Annotated in this window: 18 protein-coding genes and 1 pseudogene; 14 read left to right on the top strand and 5 right to left on the bottom strand. The window is 66.5% G+C overall.

Features of this window, described 5'->3' with window-relative positions; all coding sequences use genetic code 11:
* The first annotated feature begins 6 nt into the window (after positions 1–6).
* The 6 genes and pseudogenes from G6N60_RS20900 (at position 7) to G6N60_RS20920 (ending at position 5,779) form a co-directional block, all read left to right on the top strand.
* Positions 7–528 (top strand): TetR/AcrR family transcriptional regulator, encoded by a 522-nt coding sequence (locus G6N60_RS20900; protein WP_163740848.1) that lies wholly within the window; start codon positions 7–9, stop codon positions 526–528.
* Position 529: 1 nt separating this feature from the next.
* Positions 530–1,966, top strand: coding sequence for an aminobutyraldehyde dehydrogenase (locus G6N60_RS20905; RefSeq protein ID WP_163740850.1), 1,437 nt, complete (start codon positions 530–532; stop codon positions 1,964–1,966).
* A 1-nt stretch (position 1,967) separates the two neighbouring features.
* Positions 1,968–2,294, top strand: coding sequence for a RedY/HapK family protein (locus tag G6N60_RS20910; RefSeq protein ID WP_163740852.1), 327 nt, complete (start codon positions 1,968–1,970; stop codon positions 2,292–2,294).
* Position 2,295: 1 nt separating this feature from the next.
* The gene (locus tag G6N60_RS20915) at positions 2,296–4,026 is read left to right on the top strand and encodes a phytoene desaturase family protein (protein WP_163740854.1); all 1,731 of its coding nucleotides are present in this window, start codon (positions 2,296–2,298) and stop codon (positions 4,024–4,026) included.
* A 173-nt stretch (positions 4,027–4,199) separates the two neighbouring features.
* Positions 4,200–4,427, top strand: a pseudogene (locus G6N60_RS28940) (dihydroxy-acid dehydratase domain-containing protein); the annotation flags it as partial.
* An 83-nt stretch (positions 4,428–4,510) separates the two neighbouring features.
* A complete protein-coding gene (locus G6N60_RS20920; protein WP_281355751.1) occupies positions 4,511–5,779 on the top strand; it encodes a dihydroxy-acid dehydratase in 1,269 nt (422 codons plus the stop codon).
* A gap of 6 nt (positions 5,780–5,785) precedes the next feature.
* Here the strand turns inward: G6N60_RS20920 and G6N60_RS20925 are convergent, their stop codons facing one another.
* A complete protein-coding gene (locus G6N60_RS20925; RefSeq protein WP_163740856.1) occupies positions 5,786–5,956 on the bottom strand; it encodes a DUF5302 domain-containing protein in 171 nt (56 codons plus the stop codon).
* 19 nt (positions 5,957–5,975) lie between these two features.
* Entirely contained in the window at positions 5,976–6,422 is a 447-nt protein-coding gene (locus G6N60_RS20930; protein ID WP_163740858.1) for a PPOX class F420-dependent oxidoreductase, read from the bottom strand.
* A gap of 75 nt (positions 6,423–6,497) precedes the next feature.
* Between G6N60_RS20930 and G6N60_RS20935 the strand changes: the two genes are divergently transcribed.
* On the top strand, positions 6,498–7,010 hold the full coding sequence (locus G6N60_RS20935) for a DUF1697 domain-containing protein (RefSeq protein WP_163740860.1): 513 nt from the start codon (positions 6,498–6,500) through the stop codon (positions 7,008–7,010).
* Entirely contained in the window at positions 7,007–7,828 is an 822-nt protein-coding gene (locus G6N60_RS20940) for a class I SAM-dependent methyltransferase (protein ID WP_163740862.1), read from the top strand. Before G6N60_RS20935 ends, G6N60_RS20940 begins: the two co-directional genes overlap by 4 nt.
* Here G6N60_RS20940 and G6N60_RS20945 read toward each other — a convergent pair.
* The gene (locus G6N60_RS20945) at positions 7,825–8,190 is read right to left on the bottom strand and encodes an Rv1152 family transcriptional regulator (protein ID WP_163740864.1); all 366 of its coding nucleotides are present in this window, start codon (positions 8,188–8,190) and stop codon (positions 7,825–7,827) included. The two genes, G6N60_RS20940 and G6N60_RS20945, sit on opposite strands and share 4 nt — an antisense overlap.
* Before the next feature lie 36 nt (positions 8,191–8,226).
* On the opposite strand from G6N60_RS20945, the gene G6N60_RS20950 reads away from it, so the two are divergent.
* From G6N60_RS20950 to G6N60_RS20975, 6 genes are all read left to right on the top strand, one after another.
* Complete coding sequence (locus G6N60_RS20950) at positions 8,227–8,940, top strand: NAD-dependent deacylase (protein ID WP_163740866.1); 714 nt, start codon at positions 8,227–8,229, stop codon at positions 8,938–8,940.
* Positions 8,941–9,275: 335 nt separating this feature from the next.
* The gene (locus G6N60_RS20955; RefSeq protein ID WP_163740868.1) at positions 9,276–10,304 is read left to right on the top strand and encodes a hypothetical protein; all 1,029 of its coding nucleotides are present in this window, start codon (positions 9,276–9,278) and stop codon (positions 10,302–10,304) included.
* A gap of 297 nt (positions 10,305–10,601) precedes the next feature.
* Positions 10,602–10,745 carry a hypothetical protein gene (locus tag G6N60_RS20960; protein WP_163740870.1) on the top strand — a complete coding sequence of 48 codons (144 nt, stop codon included), beginning with the start codon at positions 10,602–10,604 and terminating at the stop codon, positions 10,743–10,745.
* Positions 10,724–15,511, top strand: a complete 4,788-nt coding sequence (locus tag G6N60_RS20965) for a hypothetical protein (protein WP_163740873.1) — start codon at positions 10,724–10,726, stop codon at positions 15,509–15,511. Before G6N60_RS20960 ends, G6N60_RS20965 begins: the two co-directional genes overlap by 22 nt.
* A gap of 477 nt (positions 15,512–15,988) precedes the next feature.
* A complete protein-coding gene (locus tag G6N60_RS20970; protein ID WP_163740875.1) occupies positions 15,989–17,479 on the top strand; it encodes a hypothetical protein in 1,491 nt (496 codons plus the stop codon).
* A 640-nt stretch (positions 17,480–18,119) separates the two neighbouring features.
* Positions 18,120–21,266, top strand: a complete 3,147-nt coding sequence (locus G6N60_RS20975) for a hypothetical protein (RefSeq protein WP_163740877.1) — start codon at positions 18,120–18,122, stop codon at positions 21,264–21,266.
* Between the two features lie 428 nt (positions 21,267–21,694).
* Here G6N60_RS20975 and G6N60_RS20980 read toward each other — a convergent pair whose 3' ends face one another.
* Positions 21,695–22,324: a class I SAM-dependent methyltransferase gene (locus G6N60_RS20980; protein WP_163740880.1), complete on the bottom strand. Its 630-nt coding sequence runs from the start codon at positions 22,322–22,324 to the stop codon at positions 21,695–21,697.
* On the bottom strand, positions 22,317–22,988 hold the full coding sequence (locus tag G6N60_RS20985) for a TetR/AcrR family transcriptional regulator (protein WP_163744296.1): 672 nt from the start codon (positions 22,986–22,988) through the stop codon (positions 22,317–22,319). Before G6N60_RS20985 ends, G6N60_RS20980 begins: the two co-directional genes overlap by 8 nt.
* Positions 22,989–23,002: the final 14 nt, after the last annotated feature.

A 23,002-nucleotide genomic window follows, 5' to 3' on the forward strand; every position in this document is an offset into this window, starting at 1 on the left:
CGCATCGTGACCTCCGCACTCGAGGTGCTGGCCCGCGACGGCGTCGCAGGCATCACGCACCGGGCCATCGGCAGCGCCGCCGACGTGCCACTCGGGTCGATCACCTACCACTTCGCCACCCTCGACGAGATCGTCCAACGGGCCTTCGAGGTCCACGTCGACAAGCTGGCCAGCCGCTTCGAGGCGCGGTTGGCGGATTGCACCGACGGCGTCGACCTCGTCGACTGCATCGCCGCGGCCATCACCGACGATCTCGCCGCCCACCCCAGCGAGCTCGCCGTGACCTACGAGCTCTACGGGGACGCCGTTCGCAGACCCGAGACCCGGCGTGTGACGCAGCGCTGGATGGAGCGTGCCGAGGACGCGCTCGCCGAGCACTTCGACCGTGCCACCGCACGGCTGATCGACGTCGTGGTCGAGGGCCTGATGGTGCACATGTCCATTGCGCAACAACCCCTTTCGAGAGACGAAGTACGCGCCCTGCTGACCATGGCGGCCGGCAGTCCGACACCACCGACCAAGGAGTGACATGACCTTTCACCGCAAGATGTTCATCGACGGCGCCTGGACCGACGCCGCGGACGGCGCCGTCGATCACGTGCCCGCGCCGACCACCGGCGAACCGTTCGCCGACATCGCCCACGGCGGGGTGGCCGACGTCGACCGCGCGGTGGCCGCCGCCGAGGCCGCCTTCCCCGAGTGGGCCAGGACGCCGGTGGGTGAGCGCGCCAAGGCGTTCCTGACCCTCGCCGACCGCGTCGAGGGCGACCTGCGCACGCTCGCCGAGATCGAGTCGCGCAACGTCGGCAAACCCATCGGCCTCGCTCTCGAGGAGATGGAGATGATCGCCGACCACCTGCGGTTCTTCGCCGGGGGCGCCCGCACCATGGAGGGTCGCGCCGCGAGTGAGTTCGTGCGCGGCAAGACGAGCATCATCCGGCGCGACCCGCTCGGCGTCGTCGGCTCCGTCGCCCCGTGGAACTATCCGCTGCTCATGGCCATCTGGAAGATCTCCCCCGCTCTGCTGACCGGAAACACGTTGGTGCTCAAGCCGTCCGAGCACACGCCGTTCTCGGTCCTGCGGCTCGCCGAACTCGCCGAGGACCTCTTCCCCGCCGGGGTGTTCAACGTCGTGACCGGTGACGGCCACGACGTCGGCGCCCGACTGGTCGCCCACCCACGGGTGCGGATGTCCTCGCTGACCGGATCGGTCGCGACCGGCCGGGCCCTGATGCGGGCGTCCGCCGACTCCAACCTCAAGCGGCTGCACCTCGAACTGGGCGGCAAGGCACCGGTGCTGGTCTACTCCGACGCCGACGTCGAGCTGGCGGTCGCCAAGATCACCGAGGGCGCGTTCTGCAACTCCGGCCAGGACTGCATGGCCGCCTCGCGGCTCTACGTCCACGAGTCCGTGCACGACGATCTGGTCGCCGGGCTCGAAAAGGCGGTCAAGGCACTCGATCTCGGTGATACCGCTCAGGAGACGACGACGATGGGCCCGGTCATCACGGCCGCCCACCGCGACCGCGTCGAGGGCTTCGTCCACCGCGCCAAGGCCACCGGTCACGTCGAACTCATCCAGGGCGACAACCCCGGCACCGGCTTCTACACCGCCCCGACCGTCGTCGTCGGGGCCCGGCAGGGCGACGAGATCGTCAGCACCGAGGTGTTCGGTCCGGTCACCTCGGTGACCCGGTTCAGTGACCGCGACGACGTGATCGCCTGGGCCAACGACACCGAATACGGCTTGGCCGCATCGGTGTTCACCAACGATCTGTCGCGCGCGATGACCGCGTCGAGCGATCTGCAGTTCGGCACCGTCTGGATCAACGACCACCTGCCCGTCACGCCCGAGATGCCCCACGGCGGGTTCAAGCAGTCCGGAAACGGCAAGGACATGTCGGTCTACGCCCTCGAGGAGTACACCGAGATCAAGCACGTCATGATCAATCGCGAGAGCGCCTGACGTGCCCACCCACGCCGTCAACACCTTTCGGCTGCGCCCCGGCGTCAGCGTCGCGGAGTTCGAGGCGTTCTCCGCCGAGCTGGACCGCCCGACGTGCCTGGCCTTCGACGTCGTCCTCGCCTTCGACGTCTACGTCGTCGATCCGGCCGACGACTCGGGGGTCGACGTCGTCGAGGTCATGACCGTCGCCTCGTGGCCGGACTGGGAGCGCGTGCGCGACACCGCCCCCGAACTCAAGCCCGTGGTCGACCGATTCGACGAACTCGTCGACCCCGACAGCGTCACGACGCTACTCACCCGCAAGACACCGCTGCCCCAGGAGATCTGACATGCCCACCGCACCCGACTACGACGCCGTCATCATCGGCGCCGGCCACAACGGCCTCGTCACCGCCAACTACCTCGCCCGCGCAGGACAGCGCGTCCTGGTGCTCGAAGCCCGCAAGGTGGTCGGTGGCGCGTGCGTCACCGAGGAGCTGATCCCGGGGAGCAAGTGGTCCTCGTGCGCGTTCATCGCGGGCCTACTGCGCCCGGAGATCATCGCCGAGCTCGAGCTGGCCAGGTTCGGCCTCGACCTCTACCAGGGAGATGCGCTGTCCTTCAGCCTGTTTCGCGACGGCACCTCGTTCACGATGTGGAAGGAGACTGACCGCACGCTCCGCGAACTGGAGAAGCTCAACAGGAAGGACGCGGCGGCGTTCCTCGACTTCGGCGTGCGGCTGCAGCGCTTCGCCGGGCTCGTCACGCCCTACCTGCTGAAGCCGCCGCCGCAGCGCTCCGAGGTGTTCGCCGCCTTCGAGGCCGCGGGCGAGCAGACGCTCTTCGACGAGTTCACCCTGCTCTCGGTGCGGGACCTGCTGGACCGGTACTTCGACGACGAGCGACTCAAGAGCATGCTGACGTTCTTCGGGATGGTGTCGATCTTCGGCGGCCCGTCGACCCCGGGCACCGCCTACACCTACGGGCACCACTCCTGGGGTGAATTCAACGGCAGCTTCGGGCAATTCGGGCTCGCGCGCGGTGGCATGGGCGCCATCAGCGAGGCGTTGGCCACCGGCGCCCGCCATCACGGCGCGACGATCCGCACCTCGACTCCCGTTCGGGAGGTCGTCGTGGAACGCGGCGTCGCCACGGGCGTCCGCCTCACCGACGGCTCCGTCATCACCGCCGGGCAGGTCTTCTCCAACGCCGACCCCAAGCGGTCCCTGCTCGGTCTGATCCCGTCGGGCGTGCTGCCGGCCAAGCTCGTCCGCGACGTCGAGAACATCGACACCCGCGGCTCGATGGCCCGGATCCACCTCCTCATCGACGAACTGCCGCAATACCTTCCGTTCCCCGACGCGAGCGAGCGCCCGCAGCACCACGGGCATCAGCTGCTCGGCCCCAGCCGCGAGGCGTTCGAGGAGGCCTACGAGGCGCAGCGCCGCGGGACGTTCCCGAGCACCTTCGTCATCGAGGCCGTCACGCAGTCCGTCACCGACGACTCGCTGGCGCCCGCGGGCCTGCACACGATGACGCTGGGCATCCAGCAGTTGCCGTCCGAGCTGACCGGAACCACCTGGGCGGCCGAGAAGGAGAAGTGGGCCGACCTGGTGCTGGAGGATCTGTTCACCTACGCCCCCAACCTGCGTGACCACATCCTGGACCGCGTGATCATCACCCCCGACGACCTGAACGACGAGTACCTCATCACCGATGGAAACATCTTCCACGGCAGCATGATGCTCGATCAGCTGTTCGGGGCGCGCCCCATCCCGGAGCTGGCCAATTACCGCACCCCCGTGCGCAATTACTACCTCTGCGGTTCGGGCACCCACCCGGGCGGAGGGGTGATGGGGGCCAACGGGCACAACGCGGCCAAGGTCGCCCTGGCCGACGCCGCGGGCCTCACCGGACTGGCCGACGCGCCCAGGCTGCGCACCGGTGGCCACCGGGCGCCGTGGCAGCAGCGCGTCGTCGGCAGCCTGATGTCCACCAGACCCGGTCGCTGGGTGGGCTACCGGGCCGCCCGGCAGCCGGCGCTGCGCAAGATCACCGCCTACGCCGCCCGCGTCCGCTGACCGTGACGACCCCACAGTCGGGCCTGCGCAGCGCGAAGTGGTTCGCGGGCAAGGACGTTCCCGGTTTCGTGCACCGCTCGGCGATGCGGGCGTCCGGGTTCTCGCGGATGGCGTTCGAGGGCCGTCCGATCGTCGGCATCTGCAACTCGTGGTCCGAAGTCGTCAACTGCAACATGCACTTTCGCGGCCTGGCGGACTCGGTGCGCCGCGGGGTACTGGCCGCGGGTGGGTTCCCGCTGGAGTTCCCGACGATGTCGTTGGGCGAGCAGCTGATGAAGCCGACCACCATGCTGTTCCGCAACCTCATGGCGATGGACGTCGAAGAGTCCATCCGCGCCTATCCGTTCGACGCCGTCGTCCTGCTCGGCGGTTGCGACAAGACGGTGCCCGCGCAGTTGATGGGCGCGGCCAGCGCCGACGTGCCCGCCATCGCGCTGACCGGCGGGCCCGCCGCTCCGCCGTATTCGACGGCAAACAGCTCGGGGTGGGCACCGACCTGTGGGAGTACATCGACGACGTCCGCGCCGGCCGCATGTCGATGGCCGACTACGAGCGGCTGGAGGCCGCTGCCGGACCCTCGCGGGGGCACTGCCCCGAGATGGGCACGGCCTCCACGATGGCGACCATCGTGGAAGGCCTCGGCATGACGCTGCCCGGAACCGCGGCGATACCCGCCATGGACTCGCGTCGGATGCAGGTGGCCGAGGAGTGCGGGGCGCGCGCGGTCGGGCTGGCGGTGGAACGGCTGCGGCCGTCACAGGTGATGACGGCCGAGGCCTTCGACAACGCCATCACGCTGATGCTCGCCGTCGGCGGCTCCACGAACGCGATCGTGCACCTGCTCGCCATCGCCGGTCGTGTCGGTGTTCCGTTGTCGCTGAACCGCTTTCACGAACTGTCGGCGCGCACGCCGCTGGTGGTCAACGTGCGGCCGGCCGGCGAACACCTCGTCGAGCACGTGTTCCACGCCGGGGGCATTCCCGCGGTGCTGAAGTCGCTGGAGCCGCTACTGCACACCGACGCGATCACGGTGACCGGCAAGACCGTCGCGGCCAACCTGCCCGCCGCCGCGGCCGCGGACACCTCCGTCATCGCCCCATTGGACGCTCCCTACCAACCGCCCGGCGGCCTCGCCGTCGTGCGGGGCAATCTCGCTCCGGACGGCGCGGTGCTCAAGTGCGCCGCGGCCAGCCCCGAGCTGCTCGTCCACCAGGGACCCGCCGTGGTGTTCGAGGACATGGCCGACCTGATGCGGCGCTTCGACGATCCCGACCTGCCGGTCACCCGCGATTCGGTGCTGATCCTGCGGTCCGCCGGCCCGCGCGGCGCACCGGGCATGCCCGAGTGGGGCCAGCTACCCATCCCCAGCAAGTTGCTCAAAGACGGCGTCACCGACATGGTGCGCATCTCCGATGCCAGGATGAGCGGCACCGCCTACGGCACGTGCGTGCTGCACGTGAGCCCGGAGTCGGCGGTCGGCGGACCGCTCGCCCTGGTCCGGGACGGGGACGTCATCGCGCTCGACGCCCACGCGGGAACACTCGACATGCACGTGTCGGACGACGAGTTGGCTTCGCGCCGAGCCGAATTGGCACCCCCACCGCGCCGACACACCCGTGGCTACACCGCGCTGTACGTCGATCGCGTGCTGCAGGCGGACCGCGGCTGCGACTTCGACTTCCTGGTGGGCCGCTCGGAACGGCCCCAGGACGAGCCCGACGCGATCTTCGAGGGCTGGATCGGCGGTTGGTGAGCGGGCCTAGCCGCTCTTGCGGCGGAACTCCCGGTGCGATTCAGCGGGTCCGGACGCCCGGGGCCCGTGCTTTCGCCCGCCGTCCTGGTGCTTCGTGCCGCCACCGGCGTTGGCCTTCTTGCGCTCCAGCGCCTCGCGGAACTTGCGCTTGGTCTCGTCTTCGGGTCGTTCGGCCATGGCGTCAGACTAACGCGGATCAGCGCACGCCAGGCGGCATGCCGTACAGGTGCGAGATGGGCATCGTCATCAGCACCCGCCGATCGTCGACCATGGCCCTGCGGTAGTCGTCCCAGTCCGGATGCTCCTTGCCGGAGATGTTGCGATAAAGCGCGATCAGGCCCTCGACGGTGTCGTCGTGCGGGTTGCTCGCCGGCGGGGTGAGGATCGCGGTGCCCTCGGCGACCGCATAGGACCAGCCGTCGTCGGAGCTCACGTGGATCGACGCCCGCGGGTCGCGCCGCAGATTGCGGGTCTTGGCCCGCGGTTCGGTGATCGACACCCGCACGACGACCTCGCGGGCATCGAAGTGGTAGGACACGTTCGACAGCTGCGGTCTGCCGTCCTGCTTGAGGGTCGCGAGCACCCCCAACGAATTTCCACCGATCAAGGCCAACAACTTGTCGTCGAACACCTGGCGGGTCATGTCCGTCAGCGTACGGCCGGACGAGACCTACCATGGCCAGATGATCGCGATCTCGGCGCCGACGAGGGAGTTCGGGTGACGCGCTACGCCGCGTTCCTGCGCGGTGTCAACGTCGGCGGGGTCAACCTCAGGATGGCCGACGTCGCCACGGCGCTGACCGGCGCCGGCTTCACCGACGTCACGACCGTCCTCGCCAGCGGCAACGTCCTGCTGACCAGCGACTCGCCGGTGACGGCCGTCCGGGTCGCCGCCGAGAGCGCACTGCGCGACGCGTTCGGCTACGACGCCTGGGTCCTGGCCTACGACCGGGACGCGCTGGCCGCGATCTCGGCGGCGTATCCCTTCGAACGCGAGGTCGACGGGCACCACTCCTACGTCACGTTCGTCACCGATGCCGACGTTCTCGACGAGCTCACCGGCCTGAGCGCCGAGGAGAGAGTCGAACGTGGCGACGGCGTCGTCTACTGGCAGGTGCCGAAGAACGGCACCCTCGACAGCGCCATCGGCAAGACCATGGGCACGAAGAGGTACAAGTCATCGACCACCACGCGCAACCTGCGCACGCTCGAGAAGGTGCTGGCCAAGTGAAGGTCGACGCCCGGCTGACCGGGGTCTCGGAGACCGCGCTGCTGACGTTGCAGGTGCGGGCTCAGGAGGCCCGCAGGCCCGACGCCATCATCGACGATCCGATGGCGGTGCACCTCGTCGATGCCATCGAGTTCGACTTCGCCAAGTTCGGGCATACCCGCCGTCAGGACATGGCGTTGCGGGCGCTGGCGTTCGACGCGGCGACGCGCAGATACCTCGTCGACCGTCCGTCGGCGACGGTGGTCGCGCTCGCCGAGGGTCTGCAGACCAGCTTCTACCGCCTCGACGCCGCCGGTGTCGGGGACCAATTTCGTTGGTTGACAGTCGATCTCCCGCCCGTCACGGCCCTGCGCGAGCAGCTGCTGCCCGCCTCGGACCGGGTGACGGTGTGCGCACAGTCCGCGCTGGACTACGCCTGGATGGACCGGGTCGACGCCGATGACGGCGTGTTCATCACCGCCGAGGGCCTGCTGATGTACCTGCAACCCACCGAGGCCATGGGGCTGATCACCGAGTGCGCCCGTCGCTTCCCCGGCGGTCGGATGATGTTCGACCTGCCGCCGTCGTGGTTCGCCCGACTCGCGCGCCTCGGCGGGTTGTGGACGTCGCGGCGGTACCGCATTCCGCCGATGCCGTTCGGGCTGTCGGCCGCCGAGGCCGCCGAACTCGTCGACGTCGTTCCCGGCGTCCGCGTCGTCCACGACCTGCCCTACCCGCGCGGGCGGGGACGCGTCCTGCACTCCGTGCTCAGTACGGTTCAGCGACTGCCGGCGCTGGACCCCGTTCGGCCGTCGCTGACCCTGCTCGAATTCGACTAGTCGAAGGCCGTCTCGACGTACCTGAGCGCGTCGGCCTTCCCGACGCCGAGTGACTTGGCCGTCATCGCGTAGGCGTTCGCGGCGGTCGCCATCGCCACGTCCGCGGGGTCGACCCGCGCCACGAAAGTGCCGAACCTGCCCCGTGTTTCGAGCATTCCGGCCGCTTCGAGCTCGCGGTAGGCCCGCGCGACGGTGTTGACCGCCATGCCCAGCTGATGAGCCAGCTCGCGGACGGTCGGCAGTCGCGTGCCCGGCGGCAGCCTGCCGTCGCGCACCCCCTCGATGATCTGCGTTCGCAATTGATCGAACAACGGCCTGGCGCCCTCGGAATCGACGCGAACCCACTCCCCCAAATCGGCCACGTGCCCAGTATCACAAAAAGCGGCTAGTTTGGTGGCGTGCAGGTGACGGTACTGAGCGGAGCGGGGATGTCCGCGGAGAGCGGCGTACCGACGTTTCGCGACGTCGAGACGGGTTTGTGGGCCAAGGTCGACCCGTATGAGATCTCCAGCTCCGACGGGTGGCGGCGCCATCCGGACAAGGTGTGGGCGTGGTACCTGTGGCGTCATTACATGATGAAGGCGGTCGCGCCCAACGATGGCCACCGCGCGGTCGCCGCGTGGGAGGACGGCGCGCAGGTACGCGTCGTCACCCAGAACGTCGACGACCTACACGAGCGGGCCGGCAGCACCGAGGTGTATCACCTGCACGGCAGTCTCTTCCACTTCCGTTGTGACCGTTGCAATGTCGCGTATGACGGTCCACTGCCCGAGATGCCCCAGCCGGTCGAGAGCGTCGACCCACCCGTGTGCTCGTGCGGCGGCCTCATTCGGCCCAACGTGGTGTGGTTCGGTGAGCAATTGCCCACGGAGGCATGGGATCGCTCGGTCGAGGCGGTGACCCAGGCCGACGTCGCGATCGTCGTCGGCACGTCCTCGATCGTCTACCCGGCCGCCGGCCTTCCCGAGCTGGCCCTCGCGCAGGGCATTCCCGTCATCGAGGTCAACCCGGAGCGGACTCCGCTCACCGACCGGGTGACCCTCTCGTTGCGCGAGACCGCAGCGACCACGCTGCCCGGCCTGCTCCAGCGCCTGCCCGCCCTCCTCGGGTGATAATCCACGCCGCGTTCAAGTGAGATGTCGCCGGCGTCGAGCGGCCGATTGAACACGGGCCGCCAGCTGCTTCCGCCTCCAAGGCAAACCAATGGCGAACGTGCGGAATGCTTTTGACGACGCGTTGACCGAATCATCCTGTCCAGTCGGTTAATCTCGGAAGACGGGCTTCGACGACCTCGCGACGTGACTCTTCGGGCAGAACGCTTGTCCTGCGCCAACTTCGCCGCTTCGATGTGCCCAGTTCACCGATCACGTGCCATTCGACGCGCAGATGCGCGCACCGGAAGCGAGGAGGAAGAGTCGTGCCCACGCATCGTGTTTCGCGACGCACCGTGACGCGCACGAAGGCATTGGTCGCCGGAACGCTGACCTCCGGAGTGCTGCTCTCCGGCGCGGTCGGTGAGGTCGCCCAGGCGCGCGCGACATGCCTGTCGATCTCGGGATTCGACCTCGGGAACGGTTGCAAGAGCGTGCCATTCAGCGTGGCCATCGCACTGGGCCCCACGGCGAAGGCTACTGCGCGTCAGCCACTGACCATCGTCGTCGTACCCGCCCCGGGCGGAAAATCCTTCGGCCATGACCCGATCGGCGACTTCGTCAAGGCGGTACGCGACGCGATCTCCGGCCTGCTACCCGGCGCACACTCCACCAGGCGAAAGGTGGCGACCAAGGATCCAGTCAGCGATCCCACGCGAAATGCGCCGCAGGACAACGTAGTCAAGAACGAGGACAGTGACGCCAAGACAGGAGATCAGGCCACACCGGAGCAGACTGCGCGCGAGCGGAGAGCGGCGGCAGAGTCTGCCGCGGCCGCCGCCACACGGGCCCGACAGCGGGCCGACGAGGCCGCTGCGACGGCCAAGAGGCTTGCCGACGACCTCGCCGCCAAGCAGAAGGAGGCCGACGACGCCACCGCGGCGGCGAACGCGTCGAGCGACAAGGCCCTCAGGCAGGCGGCACTCGCGAAGAGAGCCAATGCGGCCCTGGTTCGATATGACGCCACCCAAGCGAAGAAGAAGGCAGAGGACGCTGCTGCAGCCGCCAAGCTGGCCGAAGACGACGCTGCCGCCAAGCGCAAGCTCGCCGACGAAGCGGAGACGGGTTCGAAGACTACTTCGACTGCAGCGCAGCCGGATTCGGATGAACCGACCACCCGCACACTGAAACCGGCGATCAGGGCGCCGTCGTTGGACGAGACGCCCGGCGCGGAACCCGAAGTCCCGGAGGATGCCTCAGCACGCAAAGATGATCCGACCCTCGGACGGGACGTCGACGACGCTGACACCGCCGGAGATGCCACTGCCGACCTAGGCGCCGGCGCCGTATCCGACCCTGCACCGGACGCATCTGGCGACTCCTGACGCGTGCAACTGGGGCATTGCTGACTGCTGACTTCCCTTGCACACCTGCTCATGCAGCGGAGGCTGTCGAGCCGTCTGTCGGCAACGTTGATCGTTTCGTTGCTTCTCTGCGCTGCAACGCTAATTCGGTAATGCGGCTACCGCTTCGATGGGCTCCGACCGCGTGTCCACCAGTCTCTTGACGTCATCCACGGTGGTGTTGCCGCCGTTGCCCGCCCACTCGCGCGCCGTCGGCTGTTAGCTTTCCGCCGGACTGTGCACGGGTATGCGCGTGCGTCGTAGTGGAGAAGGAGAATCGTGGCCAAGCATCGTGGTGCGAGCAAGACCGTCAAGCGGACTCAGGCGTTGGTGGCGGGAACGCTGACCTCGGGGGTACTGCTCTCCGGCGCGGTGGGTCAGGCCGCCCAGGCCCAGGCATCGTGCCTGTCGATCTCGGGTTGACGTTGGGAACCGGGTGCAAGAGCGCGCCGTTCAGCGTGGCGATCGGGCTGGGTCCCACGGCCACGGCGACCGCGCATTACCCGTTGAGCCTGGCGTTCTCGTCCGGGTCCTCCGGCAAGGGCCGCGGTCAGGATCCCATCGGCGATTTCGTCAGGGCGGTCCGCGATGCGTTCGCCGGCTTGCTGCCCGGCGCGCACCCCACCACCGGCGATGCGGCGGCCAAGAAGAAGCTCGATGAGGAACTGGCCAAGCGCCAGACCGAACTGGACCAGCGCAAGTCCGATCTGGACGCCGCGCAGAAGAAGCTCGACGCCGACGCCGCCAAGCTCAAGGCCGACCAGGACGCAGCGGCCAAGAACCCCAATCAGGACGCTGCGGCGAAGAAGGCACTCGATGACGAGCTGGCCAAACGCCAGACTGAACTGGACAAGCAGAAGTCCGATCTGGACGCGGCGAAGAAGAAGCTCGACGCCGACGCCGCCACACTCCAGGCCGACCGCGACGCCGCCGCCGCCGCGGGTAAGAAGCTGACCGCTGACGAGTTGGCCAAGCAGAAGGCCGAACTGGACGCGGCCAAGAAGAAACTGGTCGACGACGCCGCCCGACTCAAGGCCGACGCCGACGCCGCCAACAAGGAAAGAGCCGACGCCGACGCCGCCAGGTCCAAGGCCGACGCCGAGGCCGCGGCAGCCAAGAAGCAGGCCGACGACGATTTGGCCAAGCAGAAAGCCGACCTCGACAAGCAAAAGTCCGACATCGACGCAGCGAAGAAGAAGCTCGACGAGGACGCCGCCAAACTCAAAGCCGACCAAGACGCCGCCGCCAAGGCCAAAACCGACGCCGACGCCGCCAAATCCAAGGCCGACGCCGACGCCGCCGCTAGCAAGAAGCAGGCCGACGACGACCTAGCCAAGCAAAAGGCTGATTTGGAGGCGGCCAAGAAGAAACTCGACGAGGACGCCGCCAAACTCAAAGCCGACCAAGACGCCGCCGCCAAGGCCAAGACCGACGCCGACGCCGCCAAATCCAAGGCCGACGCCGACGCCGCCGCTAGCAAGAAGCAGGCCGACGACGACCTAGCCAAGCAAAAGGCTGATTTGGAGGCGGCGAAGAAGAAACTCGACGAGGACGCCGCCAAGCTCAAGGCCGACCAAGACGCCGCCGCCAAGGCCAAAACCGACGCCGACGCCGCCAAGTCCAAGGCAGACGCCGACGCCGCGGCGTCCAAGAAGCAGGCCGACGACGACCTAGCCAAGCAGAAAGCCGATTTGGAGGCGGCCAAGAAGAAGCTCGACGAGGACGCCGCCAAACTCAAGGCCGACCAGGACGCCGCGGCCAAGGCGAAGACCGATGCCGACGCCAGCAAGAAGCAGGCGGACGACGACCTGGCCAAGCAGAAAGCCGATTTGGACGCGGCCAAGAAGAAACTCGACGAGGACGCCGCCAAACTCAAAGCCGACCAAGACGCCGCCGCCAAGGCCAAAACCGACGCCGACGCCGCCAAGTCCAAAGCCGACCAAGACGCCGCCGCCAGCAAGAAGCAGGCCGACGACGACCTAGCCAAGCAGAAAGCCGATTTGGACGCGGCCAAGAAGAAACTCGACGAGGACGCCGCCAAACTCAAGGCCGACCAAGACGCCGCGGCCAAGGCGAAGACCGACGCCGACGCCGCCAAGTCCAAAGCCGACGCCGACGCCGCGGCATCCAAGAAGCAGGCCGACGACGACCTGGCCAAGCAGAAAGCCGACCTCGACAAGCAAAAGTCCGACCTCGACGCGGCCAAGAAGAAACTCGACGAAGACGCCGCCAAACTCAAAGCCGACCAAGACGCCGCCGCCAAGGCCAAGACCGACGCCGACGCCGCGGGCAACAAGCAGACCAACGACGACCTGGCCAAGCAGAAAGCCGACCTCGACAAGCAGAAGTCGGATCTCGACAAGCAGAAGTCCGACATCGACGCGGCCAAGAAGAAACTCGACGAAGACGCCGCCAAACTCAAAGCCGACCAAGACGCCGCCGCCAAGGCAAAAACAGACGCCGACGCCGCCGCGGGCAACAAGCAGACCGACGACGACCTGGCCAAGCAGAAAGCCGACCTCGACAAGCAAAAGTCCGACATCGACGCGGCCAAGAAGAAACTCGACGAAGACGCCGCCAAACTCAAAGCCGACCAAGACGCCGCCGCCAAGGCAAAAACAGACGCCGACGCCGCCGCGGGCAACAAGCAGACCAACGACGACCTGGCCAAGCAGAAAGCCGACCTCGACAAGCAAAAGTCGGACCTCGACAAGCAGAAGTCCGATCTCGACAAGCAGAAGTCCGACCTCGACGCAGCCAAGAAGAAACTCGACGAGGACGCCGCCAAACTGAAGGCGGACCAAGACGCCGCCGCGGGCAACAAGCAGCCCAACGACGACCTCGCCGAGCAGAAGGCCAATCTCGACAAGCAAAGGGCCGACCTGGACGCAGCCAAGAAGAAGCTTGACGCCGACGCCGCCAAGATCCAGGCCGACGCAGACGCCGAGGCGAAGAAGAGATTCGACGACGAGTTGGCGAAGCAAAAGGCCGACCAGGAGGCCAATGCCGCGGCCAAGAAGAAGGCCGACGACGAGCTGGCCAAACTTAACGCCGACCTGGACAAGCAGAGGTCTGACCTCGACGCCGCCAAGAAGAAACTCGATGACGAGCTGGCCAAACTCAAGGCCGACCAAGACGCCGCCGGCGGCAATCAGCAGACCCTCGACAATTTGGCGAAGCAAAAAGCCGAATTGGACAAGCAGAAGGCCGACCTCGACGCCGCCCAGAAGAAACTCGACGCCGATGCCGCCAAAATCCAGGCCGACGCAGACGCCGAGGCCAAGAGGAGATTCGACGACGAGCTGGCTAAACAGAAGGCCTTCCAGGAGGCCAACGCCGCGGCCAAGAAGAAGGCCGACGACGACCTAGCCAAGCAGCAGGCGGAACTCGACAGGCGGAGGTCCGAACTCGACGCCGCCCAGAAGAAACTCGACGAGGACGCCGCCAAACTCAAGGCCGACCAAGACGCCGCCGCGGGCAACAAGCAGCCCAACGACGACCTCGCCAAGCAGAAGGCCGAACTCGACAAGCAGAAGGCCGACCTCGACAAGCAGAAGTCCGACCTCGACGCAGCCAAGAAGAAACTCGACGAAGACGCCGCCAAACTCAAGGCCGACCAAGACGCCGCCGCGGGCAACAAGCAAACCAACGACGACCTCGTCAAGCAGAAAGCCGACCTCGACAAGCAGAAGGCCGACCTCGACGCAGCCAAGAAGAAACTCGACGAAGACGCCGCCAAACTCAAGGCCGACCAAGACGCCGCCGCGGGCAACAAGCAAACCAACGACGACCTCGCCAAGCAGAAAGCCGACCTCGACAAGCAGAAGGCCGACCTCGACGCAGCCAAGAAGAAACTCGACGAGGACGCCGCCAAACTCAAGGCCGACCAGGACGCCGCGGCCAAGGCAAAAGCCGAAGCGGACGCCGCCGCCAAGGCGAAAGCTGACGCCGACGCCGCCAAACTCAAGGCCGACCAAGACGCCGCCGCCAAGGCCAAAGCCGACGCCGACGCCGCCGCCAAGGCCAAAGCTGACGCCGACGCCGCTGCAAAGGCCAAAGCTGACGCCGACGCCGCTGCAAAAGCCAAGGCCGACGCGGACGCCGCCGCCAAGGCAAAAGCCGACCAAGACGCCGCCGCCAAGTCCAAAGCCGAAGCGGACGCCGCCAAGGCGAAAGCTGAGGCAGATTCGGCAAAGGCAAAAGCCGAAGCTGACAGCGCCAAGGCGGCCTTGGATGCCGCAGCAGCCAAGAAGAAGGCGGACGATATTCAAGCAACTCTCACTGAGAAGACAACTCAGCTGAAGGCTGCCGAGGATGACGCGGCCAAGAAAGCGGCTGATGAAAAGGCCAAGTTCGACAAATACGAAGATCTTCGAGTGCACTGGGAGCCGTATGGCGGGGGCTACGTCCCCAAAACGGCTATCGCCAAGGCTGATTGGCAGGCCGCCAAGGCTGCCGCAGAAGACGCGGCGAAAGCCCTCGATGCCGCAAAGGCGAGTCTCGCGGACGTACAAGGCCAAGCCGCTGTACTAAAGAGTCAGGCGGACGAGGCGGAGAAGAAGGCCCAGGAGGCTGCGGCGGCAGCCAAGAAGAAGGCCGAAGGCGAAGTGGCGGCAAGCACGAAGACCAACGCCGCCATCGTTGCCGACGAGGGCATCGCCGATCACGACGCAGCGCCCAAAGAAGAGGCTGATGCTCCACACGGACAGCAGGCCCCCACCCAGCGGGACGCGTCCACCGAGAACAAAGCATCAGCCGAGACGCCAGACACTCGGGCACATGAGGAATTGACTGCCGCAGAGACCCCCTCGGCTACAACTGAATCCGACAAATCCGAGGATCCGCTGAAGATCACCGATCCCTCGGACGCGAGTCCGGAGCGCCCGGCCCGACGGGATACCCCTGGTGACCCGCGAACCGTTCTGAGCCAGCATGTCCCTGACGTCCAGGACCCGGACGCGGCGCCATCCAGCACCTCGCATGCATCGATCTCCACCGAGATCACGCCGCAGACAGACGACAAGCCGTCTGGCAGCACCAAGGCGTCTGGCGCGGACGGGAAAGCTCAGGGCGGCGAGACACCGGCCAAGATGAACGAGTCCGCGACGTCCGATGAGTCCGCAAAGACCAAGGGCACCAGGGAGTCCGAAAGCGCGCCGGAGAAGTCCTCTGGCCGGGACGCCGCGTAATATGGCTGCCTTGGTCCCCGCAACGTCGCGGGGCCAAGGCAGAGACGTCTCATGGAAACCGTTGCAGGACAGGTTTACACGCCGTCAACAAAATGTGACGACTGCGAACAGGACAACGCATCGGACAGGCGCTCGAACACAGGATCCTGCGGCAGGATCGGCGCTGAAGTCGTTGCCGAGGATGACGACCGTTCTACGTTCCCAAAGCGCGGAACATTGGTCTGAAACATGTTGCCTAGCAACATCTCTGATTTCATGCTCTAGCGCTGTTCCCGCCGCAGTCGCAGAACTGCCGCGGATACTGACGAGTTTGGAGTCGCTACCCGGCACGCTGGCGCCGACGACTTCCCGCGTTCACGCAGGCGGGATCGCATCAAGGCGTGAAACGTCTGTCGGCTCGTCCGTGGATCGTCAACTGTTGGCTTGCCGCCCGGCTGCGCGAGGTGCGCGCGTGCGTCGTGGTGGAGAAGGAGAATCGTGGCCGGACATCATGCTTCGAGCAAAACCACCAAGCGGGCTCACGCATTGGTGGCGGGAACGCTGACCTCGGGGATGCTGCTCTCCGGCGCGGTGGGTGAGGTCTCCCAGGCGCAGGCGTCATGCCTGTCGATCTCCGGGCTTGACTTCGGAACAGGCTGCACGAGTGCGCCGTTCAGCGTGGCGATCGGCCTTGGTCCCACGGCGAAGGCCAGTGCGCACACCCCGCTGAGCCTGGCGTTCGTGTGCGACTTCCCTGGCATGGGCTGCGGCCATGACCCCATCGGGGACTTCGTCAAGGCGGTCCGCAACGCGATCGCCAGCATAGTGCCCGGCGCGCACCCCACCAGGGACGCGGCGGCCAAGAAGAAACTCGTCGACGAAATGGCCAGGCACAAATCCGAACTCGCCAAGCAGAAAGCTGATCTCGACGCAGCGCGCAAGAAGCAGGACGACGACGCGGCCGCCGCCAAGCTCAAGGCCGACCAGGACGCCGCCGCCAAGAAGAAGGCCGACCAAAAAGCAGCAGCCGCCAAGAAGAAGATCGAAGACGACCTCGCGGCTGCCGATGCCTCAGAACAACGAGCTATCGGAGAGGCCGCTGAAGCCAAGGCCGCAGCGGACGACGCCGCTCAATGGGCCGCCGAGGCCAAGACCCGCCACGACGATGCCGCGGCCCAGGCCAGTGCGCAAATCGAGCACAGGGACAAGCTGCAAGACGAATACACGAGGCTGGACCGCCTCGGCGATCGCCGGACTGCCCAGGACGACGTCGACTTCACGAAGGTGTCGACCGACCTCGCGGCGGCATATGACAAGGGACGCAAGCTCGTCGACGAACGGGATGCCGCCGCGGCCGCGCTGTCGGAGGCGAACGACAAGGCAGAGAAGACCAAGACACTGCTCAAGGTTGCCGAACAGAAGGCCATCGACGCGATGGCCGCCAAGAAGAAGGCCGAGGGAGACGCAGCCGCCGCCACGAAGAAGATCGACGACGACCTTGCCGCAACCACGCAGAAAATCGACGGCAGCACGGCCGCCAAGAACTCGACGACCAACGCGAAAGCCGAGAGTCCGGCAGGCGGTTCGCACGCCGCAACCGGTGTCGATGAGACTGCACGATCGCAAGGCGAACCAACGGTCCACGTCCCTCTTCAGGCCCAAAGACACTCGGAGACAACAGAATCAGACCCAGGCGCTTCCGACCGGGTGGACGGGTCCGCCCAGCCTGAGCCATCGGCAAGGCAGGCTCCGGCCGACACGGACGACGCCAAGACGGACGCAAAACGAACCCACGGCGCGACGGCGATCGACTCCCCACGCGCCGCCACCCATGATTCAGCGACCGTGACGTCCGGGATCGGTTCGGACGGCGGGCCGTCGGCCAAGCCGGAAACGCGCACCGACGCCGACGGAATCACCAAGCCTGGCCACGACGACACGGCCGGCATGACGAAGGAGTCGCCCACACCCAGCTCCGACGCCGCCTGACGGGACGCCATGCCTCGGAAGATGAAGCCGGGGCGCGGCATTCGGTCGTCAGGCCGGTCTGACCGCCCGCCCGATCGCGGTCTCCGAGACCGGCAGCGGCACCCATCCGGACATCGAGTTTTCGCGCCGCACTTTTGTCGGCTGGCTCTCGACGATCACCAGGTCCAATGGCTCTGACGACACATGCACATGGATTGCGGGATGAAGCGACTGGCTCTCGCGCGTCTATGCTGTCGCCAGTTCGTCGACTTCGCCCTGGTTTCAATGATGTCGACCGCGGTCGAGCGGACGTAGGATATTCGGATTCCGAATTCTGGACGCGTGCAAATGCGGCGTTGCTGAGCGCTGTTACGGTTGAACACGCACCGATAGCCAGATCGCAAAGGGAACCGAGCAGACAGCAACGCTCGGTCCCCAAGGCTCGAGTGGTTTTGATGCTTTCCGAAACGCACTGCTGCGAAAGCTGATGGGTTCGTAGCTACTACCCGCCCCAGCAACATTCGCTCGTTCGCGCTAGTTCGGAAGTCGAATACAACTGCCGCCCTGATCGTTTGCCAGCAGGCCTACTTCTCCCAAACTGTTAGCTTTCCGCCGGACTGTGCACGGGTGTGCGCGTGCGTCGTAGTGGAGAAGGAGAATCGTGGCCAAGCATCGTGGTGCGAGCAAGACCGTCAAGCGGACTCAGGCGTTGGTGGCGGGAACGCTGACCTCGGGGGTACTGCTCTCCGGCGCGGTGGGTCAGGCCGCCCAGGCCCAGGCATCGTGCCTGTCGATCTCGGGGTTGACGTTGGGAACCGGGTGCAAGAGCGCGCCGTTCAGCGTGGCGATCGGGCTGGGTCGCACGGCCACGGCGACCGCGCATTACCCGTTGAGCCTGGCGTTCTCGTCCGGGTCCTCCGGCAAGGGCCGCGGTCAGGATCCCATCGGCGATTTCGTCAGGGCGGTCCGCGATGCGTTCGCCGGCTTGCTGCCCGGCGCGCACCCCACCACCGGCGATGCGGCGGCCAAGAAGAAGCTCGATGAGGAACTGGCCAAGCGCCAGACCGAACTGGACCAGCGCAAGTCCGATCTGGACGCCGCGCAGAAGAAGCTCGACGCCGACGCCGCCAAGCTCAAGGCCGACCAGGACGCGGCGGCCAAGAACCCCAATCAGGACGCTGCGGCGAAGAAGGCGCTCGATGACGAGCTGGCCAAACGCCAGACCGAACTGGACAAGCAGAAGTCCGATCTGGACGCGGCGAAGAAGAAGCTCGACGCCGACGCCGCCACACTCCAGGCCGACCGCGACGCCGCCGCCGCCGCGGGTAAGAAGCTGACCGCTGACGAGTTGGCCAAGCAGAAGGCCGAACTGGACGCGGCCAAGAAGAAACTGGTCGACGACGCCGCCCGACTCAAGGCCGACGCCGACGCCGCCAACAAGGAAAGAGCCGACGCCGACGCCGCCAGGTCCAAGGCCGACGCGGAGGCCGCGGCAGCCAAGAAGCAGGCCGACGACGATTTGGCCAAGCAGAAGGCCGACCTCGACGCGGCGAAGAAGAAGCTCGACGAGGACGCGGCCAAACTCAAGGCCGACCAGGACGCCGCGGCCAAGGCGAAGGCCGACGCCGACGCCGCCAAGTCCAAGGCCGATGCCGACGCCGCGGCCAGCAAGAAGCAGGCCGATGACGACCTGGCCAAGCAGAAAGCCGACCTCGACAAGCAAAAGTCCGACCTCGACGCGGCGAAGAAGAAGCTCGACGAGGACGCCGCCAAACTCAAGGCCGACCAAGACGCCGCCGCCAAGGCCAAGACCGACGCCGACGCCGCCAAGTCCAAAGCCGACCAAGACGCCGCCGCCAGCAAGAAGCAGGCCGACGACGACCTGGCCAAGCAGAAAGCCGACCTCGACGCCGCGAAGAAGAAGCTCGACGAGGACGCCGCCAAACTCAAGGCCGACCAAGACGCCGCCGCCAAGGCAAAAACAGACGCCGACGCCGCCAAGTCCAAAGCCGACGCCGACGCCGCCGCCAGCAAGAAGCAGGCCGACGACGACCTGGCCAAGCAGAAAGCCGACCTCGACAAGCAAAAGTCCGACCTCGACGCGGCCAAGAAGAAGCTCGACGAGGACGCCGCCAAACTCAAGGCCGACCAAGACGCCGCCGCGACCAAGAAACAGACCGAGGACGCTGCCACCAAGAAACAGACCGACGACGACCTGACCAAGCAAAAAGCCGACCTCGACAAGCAAAAGTCCGACCTCGACGCGGCCAAGAAGAAACTCGACGAAGACGCCGCCAAACTCAAAGCCGACCAAGACGCCGCCGCCAAGGCAAAAACAGACGCCGACGCCGCCAAGTCCAAGGCCGACGCCGAGGCCGCGGCAGCCAAGAAGCAGGCCGACGACGACCTGGCCAAGCAGAAGGCCGACCTCGACGCGGCGAAGAACAAACTCGACGAGGACGCCGCCAAACTCAAGGCCGACCAAGACGCCGCCGCCAAGGCAAAAATCGACGCCGACGCCGCCAAGGGCAACAAACAGACCAACGACGACCTGGCAAAGCAGAAAGCCGAACTCGACAAGCAGAAGTCCGACCTCGACGCCGCCCAGAAGAAGCTCGACGAGGACGCCGCCAAACTCAAGGCCGACCAGGACGCCGCGGCCAAGGCCAAGACGGACGCCGACGCCGCCAAGTCCAAGGCCGATGCCGACGCCAGCAAGAAGCAGGCGGACGACGACCTGGCCAAGCAGAAAGCCGATTTGGAGGCGGCCAAGAAGAAGCTCGACGAGGACGCCGCCAAACTCAAGGCCGACCAGGACGCCGCGGCCAAGGCCAAGACGGACGCCGACGCCGCCAAGTCCAAGGCCGATGCCGACGCCGCCGCCAGCAAGAAACAGGCCGACGACGACCTGGCCAAGCAGAAAGCCGATTTGGAGGCGGCGAAGAAGAAACTCGACGAGGACGCCGCCAAATTCAAAGCCGACCAAGACGCCGCCGCCAAGGCCAAGACCGACGCCGACGCCGCCAAGTCCAAAGCCGACCAAGACGCCGCCGCAAAGTCCAAAGCCGACGCCGTTTCGGTGGAGAAGGCGAAGGAAGATCTGGCACGGGAGTCCGCCGACTTGGAAAGGTTGCAGAACGCAGAGTACGCCTCATATCAGGTGTACCAGCTCGCGAGAAAGGCAGCGCGCGAAGACTTCACTAACCCCGAGTTGAAGGAGGCAATCGCGAAATACTATAAGGCGCACGAGCTCACATGGGAAGCTAGTCTAAGGGTGGAGGCTGCCAAGAAGAACTTGGCGAAGGCCGAGGAAACTCCACAGGGGTTGCAAGCCCCCGCCCCGCAGGCCACGGCTGTCGACAGCAAAGCTCAAGCCTATACGCAAGAGACTCTTGTACGTGAGAAACTGCCTGCCGGCGACGTACCCTCGGCGGGTACCGAATCCGAGGATCCGTTGAAAATCACGGATCCCTCGGACAGTTCGAGCCACCCGAGTCCGGAGCGCCTCGCCCGACGGGATACCCCTGGTGACCCGCGAACCATTGTGAGCCAGCGTCTCCCTGACGCCCAAGATCCGGGCGCCGCATCCGGCGATTCGCATGCATCGATCTCCACCGAGACCGCGCCGCAGACAGACGACAAGCCGTCTGGCAGCACCAAGGCGTCTGGCGCGGACGGGAAAGCTCAGGGCGGCGAGACACCGGCCAAGATGGACGAGTCCGCGACGTCGGATGACCCCATTAAGACCAAGGGCACCAGCGACTCCGAAAGCGCGCCGGAGAAGTCCTCTGGCGGGGACGCCGCCTAACATGGCTGCCTTGGTCCCCGCAACGTCGCGGGACCAAGGCAGCGACGTCTCATGGAAACCGTTGCAGGACAGGTTTACGCGCCGTCAACAAAGCGTGACGACTCGAACAGGACTACGCATCGGACAGGCGCTCGACGCAGGATCGTGTTATTTCCAGCATTGATCGTGACGGAAATGCGGACGGCTGCGCAAGCGCCGGCAACCTCGACGAGCGACCCAAGACGTGCATGACAGTGTTCAATCTTTGCAACTGGTTCGTTGCCGAGACTCGCAACGGTTCCTAGAACGTGGAACATCGGGTGAAACATGTTGAATAGCAATGTCGACCTCACGGCCCCCGATGCCTCAGAACAAAGTGCGTCTCCTTCCGCCTTCTTCTGGGCGGCCATCGCCCCCAAAACATGAAGCCGGGGCGCGGCATTCGGACGTCAGGCCGGTCTGACCGCCCGCCCGATCGCGGTCTCCGAGACCGGCAGCGGCACCCAGGCGGGCATCATGAATTCGCGCCGCGACTCTCGAATCTCGAAGCCTGCGTTGCTGATCGAACGTTCGGTGTCGCGGTGGGTATGACAGTTGCCGAGCAGCCGCGGCCACACCGTCGCGTCGGCGAATCGCTGAATCGATGCCCGCACCCCGCCACTGGCGACGTGCTCGAGGTACCGGAGCTCACCACCGGGCCGCAGCGTCGAGAACAGTTGGCGCAGAACCGAATCGGGGTCATCGATCGAGCACAGCACCAGCGAGCACACGACGGCGTCGAACGGCTCGTCGACCCGATGATCCTCCGCGGTCTCGGTGGTCACCCGGACCGGTACGGCCGCCGCGCCGGCGGACTCCCGGGCAATGGTCGCAAGCCGCCGTTCGGGCTCGAGCGCTACCACCTCGGTGACCATCGACGGATAGAACGCGAAGTTCGTGCCGGTGCCCGCCCCCACCTCGAGCACCCGCCCGGACAACCCCGCCAGGTTCTCCCGACGCAGCCGGAGCACGGCCTCGGGTTCACGGGTCGCCATCCGCGACCACAGTCGAGCGAAGAACGGGTTGTCGACCTCAGCCATCGGTGGACCTCCCGGTGATCAGCTCGACCACCTGCTGCGGGGGCAGGTCGAGCGGAATCGCGCCGGTGATGATCTGCCCGCAGCAGGCCGACCGCATCACCCGGTCGGCAAAGTCTTCCACGTCCCCGAACGGGAGGTAGGGCCGTGACACGACGAACGCCGCGATGCCGTGCGCGACGGTCCACAGTTCCAACGCCACCGCCGTGGCATCCCCCGGCGGGTAGACGGCTTCGGCCATCAGCGTCTCGACCGTGCTCTGGAGGTGGACGAATGCCGATGTGTTCAAGGTCTTCTCGATGTCGCTGCCCGGCCTGCCCTCCCCCATCGTCGCGATGCGGTACAGCTCCGGGTTCTGCCGCGCGAACCGTATGTAGGCCAAGCCTTGCGCCCGCAGCCGGTCCATCGTCGTCGGCTGATCGCGCACCATCTGCTGCATCACCGCGTCGAGCGCCTCGAAGTACCTGGCGCACACCGCATCCAGCAGCGCGTCCTTGTCGGCGAAGTGCAGGTAGATCGACGGCGGGGTAACGCCGACGCGTTGGGCCACCGCACGAATCGAGACCGCCTTGGCGTGCCCGGTCGTCAGCAGCAGATCCGTTGTGGCGTCCAGAATCTCGTCGCGCAAGTGGTCCCCGCACCCGCGTGCGGCACGGCGCCGCTTCATGGGCTCGACCGTCA

The organism is Mycolicibacterium madagascariense, assembly GCF_010729665.1.
In the GTDB taxonomy this organism is placed as follows: Bacteria; Actinomycetota; Actinomycetes; order Mycobacteriales; family Mycobacteriaceae; genus Mycobacterium; species Mycobacterium madagascariense.

Bases quoted from the DNA above. Each gene is read 5' to 3' on its own strand.
- G6N60_RS20905 (WP_163740850.1), top strand. From the start codon at position 530: ATGACCTTTCACCGCAAGATGTTCATCGACGGCGCCTGGACCGACGCC.
- G6N60_RS20980 (WP_163740880.1), bottom strand. From the start codon at position 22,324: ATGGCTGAGGTCGACAACCCGTTCTTCGCTCGACTGTGGTCGCGGATG.
- G6N60_RS20925 (WP_163740856.1), bottom strand. From the start codon at position 5,956: ATGGCCGAACGACCCGAAGACGAGACCAAGCGCAAGTTCCGCGAGGCG.
- G6N60_RS20915 (WP_163740854.1), top strand. From the start codon at position 2,296: ATGCCCACCGCACCCGACTACGACGCCGTCATCATCGGCGCCGGCCAC.
- G6N60_RS20930 (WP_163740858.1), bottom strand. From the start codon at position 6,422: ATGACCCGCCAGGTGTTCGACGACAAGTTGTTGGCCTTGATCGGTGGA.
- G6N60_RS20985 (WP_163744296.1), bottom strand. From the start codon at position 22,988: ATGAAGCGGCGCCGTGCCGCACGCGGGTGCGGGGACCACTTGCGCGAC.